Here is a 245-nt window from a genome sequence, read left to right on the forward strand (position 1 = left end):
AAAACTACAAAATTTGAAAGCAATTCACAACGTACCTTTGTACCATAATAATAAAACAAATGTTGTTATCAATCGCAAAACTACAAAATTTGAAAGCAATTCACAACAAGGAACGCCGTAGGGGCGTAGAAAACACGGTTGTTATCAATCGCAAAACTACAAAATTTGAAAGCAATTCACAACTCTGATTTCCCTTCTTAAAATGGTAACTTGGTTGTTATCAATCGCAAAACTACAAAATTTGA

Origin of the sequence: Capnocytophaga sp. oral taxon 324 str. F0483, assembly GCF_000318315.2 — a bacterium.
GTDB lineage: Bacteria > Bacteroidota > Bacteroidia > Flavobacteriales > Flavobacteriaceae > Capnocytophaga > Capnocytophaga ochracea.